This window comes from Bacillus sp. 220_BSPC, assembly GCF_001054655.1.
GTDB lineage: Bacteria > Bacillota > Bacilli > Bacillales > DSM-1321 > Peribacillus > Peribacillus frigoritolerans.
Map to the genome: position 1 here is coordinate 1 of NZ_JVPL01000163.1, position 7369 is coordinate 7369.

General features: G+C 38.9%; 8 protein-coding genes. 3 read left to right on the forward strand and 5 right to left on the reverse strand.

Annotated features, from left to right (window positions below; translation table 11 throughout):
• Positions 1–72 precede the first annotated feature (72 nt).
• The gene (locus ADA55_RS10920; RefSeq protein ID WP_048683447.1) at positions 73–945 is read right to left on the reverse strand and encodes a CvfB family protein; all 873 of its coding nucleotides are present in this window, start codon (positions 943–945) and stop codon (positions 73–75) included.
• A 121-nt stretch (positions 946–1066) separates the two neighbouring features.
• On the reverse strand, positions 1067–1597 hold the full coding sequence (locus tag ADA55_RS10925) for a response regulator transcription factor (RefSeq protein ID WP_081088623.1): 531 nt from the start codon (positions 1595–1597) through the stop codon (positions 1067–1069).
• 127 nt (positions 1598–1724) lie between these two features.
• Between ADA55_RS10925 and ADA55_RS10930 the strand changes: the two genes are divergently transcribed.
• Complete coding sequence (locus ADA55_RS10930; RefSeq protein WP_048683453.1) at positions 1725–2915, forward strand: alanyl-tRNA editing protein; 1191 nt, start codon at positions 1725–1727, stop codon at positions 2913–2915.
• A 91-nt stretch (positions 2916–3006) separates the two neighbouring features.
• Here the strand turns inward: ADA55_RS10930 and ADA55_RS10935 are convergent, their stop codons facing one another.
• Complete coding sequence (locus ADA55_RS10935; protein WP_048683456.1) at positions 3007–3420, reverse strand: hypothetical protein; 414 nt, start codon at positions 3418–3420, stop codon at positions 3007–3009.
• A gap of 78 nt (positions 3421–3498) precedes the next feature.
• On the reverse strand, positions 3499–3690 hold the full coding sequence (locus ADA55_RS10940) for a hypothetical protein (protein WP_034307314.1): 192 nt from the start codon (positions 3688–3690) through the stop codon (positions 3499–3501).
• 141 nt (positions 3691–3831) lie between these two features.
• Between ADA55_RS10940 and ADA55_RS10945 the strand changes: the two genes are divergently transcribed.
• Positions 3832–4353, forward strand: a complete 522-nt coding sequence (locus ADA55_RS10945; RefSeq protein WP_048683460.1) for a GNAT family N-acetyltransferase — start codon at positions 3832–3834, stop codon at positions 4351–4353.
• A 41-nt stretch (positions 4354–4394) separates the two neighbouring features.
• On the opposite strand, the gene ADA55_RS10950 is transcribed toward ADA55_RS10945, so the two are convergent.
• A complete protein-coding gene (locus tag ADA55_RS10950; RefSeq protein WP_226990451.1) occupies positions 4395–6653 on the reverse strand; it encodes a HelD family protein in 2259 nt (752 codons plus the stop codon).
• Between the two features lie 330 nt (positions 6654–6983).
• Between ADA55_RS10950 and ADA55_RS10955 the strand changes: the two genes are divergently transcribed.
• Positions 6984–7223 carry a hypothetical protein gene (locus ADA55_RS10955; RefSeq protein ID WP_048683463.1) on the forward strand — a complete coding sequence of 80 codons (240 nt, stop codon included), beginning with the start codon at positions 6984–6986 and terminating at the stop codon, positions 7221–7223.
• The last annotated feature ends 146 nt before the right edge of the window (positions 7224–7369 follow it).

Below are 7369 nucleotides of genomic sequence, written 5' to 3' on the forward strand. Positions count from 1 at the left end.
TAAAAATAGACAAACTCGATTTTCATCGAGTTTGTCTACAGTCTGAGCAGCGGATAAAATCCGCTGCCTTTTTCATTTACGATCTGAAGAATATGTCCATCCATCTTCCTGGTAAATCTTTTCTTCTTTCATCAGTTTGCCGAGAGCACGCTTGAACGCTCCCTTGCTCAAACCGAAGTGAAACTTGATATCATCAGGTGGTGTTTTGTCACCATAAGGCATTGCACCGCCGCGATTCATTAAATAAGTGAAAATGACATCAGCATCTTCCCCCATTAAATCTTGTTTAAAGGGGATTAAAGAAACGTTAAGCGTTCCATCTTCTTTACTATCAATGACGCGCCCTTCAACTAATTCACCAAGACGGGGCTCCTCCTTGCGTTCACTTTCGTGAATGAAACAGCGGTATCCTTCTTCTGAAATAAAGAATGATCCAACCATAAGCAAACGATAGACATTTCCCTTAATACTGGTGTTACGAATCCCTTTTAATGGAGCTGTTACTGCAATCTCCTGAATGACATCTTCGGTTGCAAGTTTACCAAACAGGCGATCATGACGATCTGTCTTCAGGGATACATATAGACGATCACCAACCTCAGGCCATAATCGATCTATATTCGGAAGGTCGTCAAGGGATACAAGAATATCTTTCGAAAGACCGATGTCAACAAAAACACCAAGTTTCCTTTTCACATTGACAACTTCCGCCCAGCCATACTGATCAATCTGAATTTCGGGTATCTTCATTGTCGCTGTTAGCCTTGCTTGTTTGTCATGGTAGATGAACACAGTTACTTCATCGCCAATCTCAAGTTCCGTTCCTTCATTCATTTCATTATGATGAAGTAAGACATCTTCTGAACCATCCGTTAAAAACCATCCGAAATCAGCCTTACGTTCCACTTCTAACTCTACAGCCATGCCGGCCTGAATTTTTTGCATGAATAAAAATCCTCCTGTAACTTACCTTTACCTACAATTGTACCCAATTATTTATTTTTCCAACATATTTGAATTTATCATTTTTTTGATGTTCTGTATACCTATTACGGTTTTTTATTTTTTAACCCTTGTTTTCTCCATGAAATGCCTGCGGGATTAGTATCTGCCCTTGTTTACCGTTAGTTAACAAGGTATGCATGATCACTTTGGATAATTGGCTCGGTTTATAAGGTTTAACTAAATAATCCTTAGCTCCCAAGGAAATCCCCTTCTCCCTTTCGTCAAGTGCAGTCGAAACAAAAACGGGAATCTCATTCAAATCAGCGGATCCTTTTAATTCCCTCAGGATCGCCCAGCCGTCCATCTCCCCCTCTTCAAGAAGGATATCTTGCACAATGGCATCCGGAGGTGAGGATTTTAGCTTTTGAAAAGCCTTTCTACCACTTTTGAAATAGCTGACGTGGAAACCACTGTCCATCAATTCATATTTTAGCAGTTCCGCTAAGTTAATATCATCTTCAATGACCATAATTTCATGGCTCAGTTTTCTTGACTGTCCTTCATTGTTAAGCCCCACTTCTTTTAGAGTAACTCTAGGTAAGGATATGGTAAAGGTACTTCCATGTCCATAAATTGGAAACCATCGTAACATCTCCGCCGTGATTTGTCATAAAGTTTTGCTTTTTTTCCCTGACTAATCTTCTAAAACCCGCGATTTTTAACTCTAGTATTTCGGTGATATAATTTAATGATCAACTGAAAGGAAAAAGAAATCCTTCATGACAAAAAAATTGTATTACACGTCCACCAAGACTTCCCAATGGGATACCGAAATTTGGGAAACCATTGTAGAAAATGGCTTTTACTATATCACTCTTGAAGAAACCGCTTTTTATCCCGAAGGCGGCGGTCAGCCTGCAGATAAGGGTAAAATAGAAGGAATCACCGTTCTTGACGTTATAAAAGACAATGATGGAAAGATTCTTCATAAGTTGGAGAGACGGCCAGATTCAGAGATCGTCCACTGTGAACTTGATTGGTCCCACCGCTTCGATCATATGCAACAGCATAGCGGCCAGCATCTACTCTCTGCTGTCTGCAAGGAACTGTTTGACTCTAATACGGTCAGCTTTCACCTTGGAAAGGAATATTTAACGATCGATATAATGGCAGGATTTCAATGGGCTGAGGTACATACGGCTGCTGCTGAAAAGCTAGTTAATCAATATATCATCGAGAATCGCGAAATACTTATCTATTACGTGACAAACGAGCAACTACAGACACTTCCTGTCGTCAAAATGCCTAAAGTGTCTGAAAATATCCGTATTGTTGAGATAGAAGGAATTGAATATAACCCTTGCGGTGGAACTCATGTAGGGCGTACCGGTGAGATTGGGTTAATAAAAATTTTCAAAGCGGAGAAGCAGAAGGAGCTTACCCGGCTCTACTTTAAGTGCGGCTTCAGGGCATTGAATGATTATTCCGAAAGTCTAGGAATTCTTTCTGCATTATCGACTAAATTCAATACCGGACGTACAGAAATCCTGAATAGGGTGGAGAAACTTGAAAATGACTATAAGCAGCTGCTATCGGCAAATGAAAACTTAAAACTTGAAAATGCAAATTTTCTTGCTGACTCCCTGCTTGCAGAAAATGGAGGGGGATTCATCTCTCATATTTTCGAAGATAGCTCAATGAAAGAGCTGCTTTACCTTGCAGGTACGATTGTAAAAAAAGAAAAGGTTACCGTATTATTAGCATCACGTAAGGAGCAAAAGGTCATCCTCTCGGACAGCGGGGACAGCCCTTTTCATTGCGGACAATATTTTAAAGCGGAACTGGGCTCCTATAATGGAAAAGGCGGAGGGAACGAACGAACTGCACAAGCAGGCTTTGCGTCACAAAATGACTTAATTGCATTTTATCAATACTCAGTTGAAAAATTAGGTCAAAATCCTCGTGCATAAAACCGATCCGTAATGGATGGCATACTGATGATCATGGAATCATTACTTCTCAAAATTAGAAAAGAGAGGACAGATTACGTCCTCTCTATTTTTATTCTTCTATTTTCAATTTCCCTAACCCGTGTTCTTCAATATGAAGATGATATTTTTCCTCGATCTCCATGATACGTTTAAACGCTTCCTCCTGATTGTATTCATGGTTTTCCGACTCCTCAGCGAACTCTTTCCTAGCCAAATGGTAGGCAAGCTTATCCCTGAACACTCCATCTTCATACTCATTTATGACTGTATGAAGTTGATCCTCCAATTCCCTGCTCAGATCATACATTTCGTAATCCTTTATAAACTGTACTCCTCCCATGCCGAAATCTTTCGCAAAGGAATTGATATACTGTTCCATCTCACTGAATTCTTTATTATCTTCAGTATCGGAAGCAACCCAATATCCGTACTGAACCATTTTGAATAATGTTTCATACTGTTTCTTGGTAAAATTGATTTTCATTGACGATACTCCTTTTCCGGTTTCCTTACAACAAAAAGAATAAACCGCAATGGAATAAAAGTCCAATGCGGTTCATTCTCAATCCAATATTTCTGTTACAGAAAAATATGCTGCTTTTTCCGTATCTACGACATAATGGCAATCGCCTTTAACTAAATTATAATAACGGTGCTTTTGAATATTTGAAATCATTTGAGTTGAATCATCGCCTTCAACCTCATGCTCTAGTTCTTTGCCGCCCGGAAAATAAAAACCAACTTTCAATTTCATCTTTCTCATCCTTCCCTTCATCTGGTTGACCACTCTTTTATTTCTTATCCTTTCTCAAGCAGTTATAAACATAAATAAAATGCTTATTCACTTTTTCCATGATATTCTAGGGGGAAATATGAAAATCTGAAGGTGTTTTTTATGAAGATAAGGAAAGCCATAGAAGAAGATGTAGATGGAATAGCAATTGTACATATAAACAGCTGGAAAACAACTTATAAAGGAATCCTTCCGGATCAATATTTGTCTTCCATGAATCTGGAGGCCAAAAAGAAAAACTGGCTAAGGAATTTAAAGATGCTGCATAATGCTACCTTTGTTGCGGAAAACGCCAATGGGGAAATCATCGGTTTCGCTGCCGGGGGACCAGAACAAACGAATGATCCGCATTTTCAAGGTGAAGTATATGCCATTTATTTTTTAAAAGAATATCAAAAACAGGGACTTGGCCGAAAAATGATAAAAGCGGTCATACATGAGCTTATAAAAATGGAACATAAGAATTTAATAATCTGGGCATTAAAGGATAATCCATCATGCGGTTTTTACAAAGCACTTGGAGGTCAAGTGATAGCTGAAAAAACCGTTAAAATGGCAGGCATCGAGCTTATCAAAGTTGGTTTCGGATGGGAAGATATTCAGGATATCCTTTTGCATCTGTGAGCATTTCACGAGGAGGGTGGAGGCATTCCACCCTACCCCTTTCATGTCTCAATAAGGAAAGCATTTTTCTCTTTACCTAAAAAATATAGCCTGTGCAATGGCCTTGTCATTGTTACGTACAGCAATTTGATATCAAGTTCATTTTCGTGGCAATACGCTTCTTCGAGGGAAATTGCAAATACGACATCGAATTCGAGACCTTTGGCTTGATAGGAAGGAACAATCAATGTTTTATCTTTAGGGATGTTTCCCGCTTCATCTATTAAATGAAAGCCTTGATGGAATTCACTTAGTTTCTCGTTTGCCAGCTTGCAATCTTTCATCGTTTTGGCAATAACGGCAAACGTTTTAAAACCTTCACCTTTAAGGGTTGCGATCAGTTCAATCAGTTCTTCTTCCCAACCTTCCTTTTCAATGTAAATGAATTCTGGATCCTTGCCATGCCGGACCACAGGTTCAACTTCCGGGAAATCGTATGTTAACAACTGAAGTATTTCATTAGCTTGTTTCATAATTTCAACAGTTGTTCTGTAGCTTTTTTGTAATTCAGTATACGTCGCCCGAGGGAAAATACGACTGTGAACCTCATCCCATATTTGAAGTCCGCGGTATGAATGGATGCCTTGTGCAAGATCGCCTACTAGTGTGAACATATCGGTATCCACTGCCGTCTTTAGGGCCTGTAACTGCATGAAGCTATAATCCTGTGCCTCATCAATGACGACATTTTTTGCTTTGTTTTCTTTATCGACACCGAAAAGCCGCTCCTGAAGATATAATAATGCTCCCAAGTCCTCCAGCTCATAACTATTAGCAGAAAATAATTTATGATTGTACACACATAAAACCCTGGCATCTTCAACAGTAAGCTTACCGTTGCTGTAAGAGGCGAGACGCTCCGGATCTTGGTATAATTCCTGATAGTACTCCAGGAGATCTTTACTTTTAAATTGCTTAAAATACGCTTTTACAGAAGTACGGATTGCCTTTTGGATCTGTCCTATCCTTTCCTCTTTTTTATCGAGGCATTTTATAACAAATTCCTTACGTATGACTGGATCGATATTCTTATAGAGCGCCTTCTCGATTTTGGCATCATAAAGATCAACAACGCGTTCAAGCATTGTTTTCTTTTTTAATTTCACTTCATTTTGTAAAATGGCCTTAAGTTTGTCCAGCCGGTTGTATAACGGTAAATACCAATAATCCTCTTCCAATAATCTAATGAACTTCTTAGCGGAATAGAGGCGATATTTATCACAATAAAAATCAGCATCCGGATGAAACCCACTGAAAATGTCCTTTATATATTCGTCCAATATATATTTAAAGGCAGGGGATCCCTTCAGACCTGATATCCAGACGGCTGAATTAATTTCTTCATCATCCTTTTCCAGCAATCGCGTTAATTTATCATCCGCTATAAGCTTCACTTGCTTTCCTATCGCTGCCTGAACATATTCGGAAAACGTGAATTGTTTTACCTTTTCGACACCCAATTCAGGTAAAGCTTCAGATATGTAATCAATGAATACCCGGCTCGGAGCAAGAATCATTAATTGTCGCGGATCGAACAAGTCTTTATAGTGGTAAATGAAATAAGAGATCCTATGTAAAGCGATTGTGGTTTTACCGCTGCCCGCTGCGCCCTGGACAATGATAGGTTTATTCAAATCTGCCCGAATGATTTTATTCTGTTCTTCCTGGATCGTGGTGATGATATCCGTCAATCGATTGCTGGAACTCTTGGAAAGGGATTCCTGCAACAATTCATCCGTTGTTGTCAAATCAATGTCCCTTATCTCCTCCAAGACACCTTCTTCTATCATTAGCTGTCTTTTTAAAGTGATGTTCCCGCTGAATGTCTCCCCTTCCGCTTCATATTCTATTTCACCAATCCGTCCCTCATAATACAGATTTGCAATCGGTGAACGCCAATCGACGATGATCTGTTCCTGGCTTTCCCTCTGATAAAGAGATGCTTTTCCGAAATAAAGGACTTCGCCTCTCTCCCCATCATTCCTTTCAAAATCCACTCTTGCAAAGTAAGGTTTTTTACTTGCTTTGCGTAAACTTTCAAGTTCGGTTTTGGACATCTCAAAAAAGTTGGCCGTCGTCAGCAGCTGTGAATATAAGGCTGATTCAGACCAATCGGCGTCGCCAAAAGCTTCTTGCATATTCCGCTGAAATTGATCTTTGCTTGTTTCTGATGTTTTGATGACTACATCGATATAACGTTTTGTAAAATCCAGTCGCTGCCGTTCCTTTTCAAAATCAGGGTGATTACCCAATGAAATCACTCCCCTTCCTTGTATATTGATCAAACTTATTAAAATGCCGATGCTAAGACGAAATGGACATTTATACTATCAGAAAAGCCAATGGTTGACAAATCTGGAGACATAGAATTATATAGTTGTAATGTACCTTCCCTGATATTTCATATAATTCAAAGAATACACGATATATTCCAAATTGGATTTAGGTATGGTGACTTATGCTGAGTCATTCATGGTTATGCCTGTCATCAACTCTTAACATAAATAACGCTAATTTAATGTTTTATCGGAAACCGACATTATATACTTAAATGACAATTACATAACTTTTTTAAGAAAGCGGGTCCTGTCATGGAAATAAATCAAAAACAACCAATGCTATCCCCTAAATTAATCCATGAACTTGAAATTTTATCATCCAAAACACAAATGCCTATTTCTGAATTACTGGAAATATCCGTAATTTCACTGCTGGAAAAAGTGAATAATACCAAAGAACTCAATGTTGGACTTAATAATAAAGAAATGATTTTAAGAAATAAAATCATCATCAATCAAAATAAAGAAGTTTTGAATAACAAAAGCACTTGACCATTAAGGTTAAGTGCCCGACTGTAGACAAACTCGATGAAATTCGAGTTTGTCTACAGTTTTTTTTGCTTGTACAATTTGGACGTTGATTGGAATGTAGGGCACTCGCTTTCCGCGGGCGGTCGGGGAGCCTCCTCGGCTTTCGC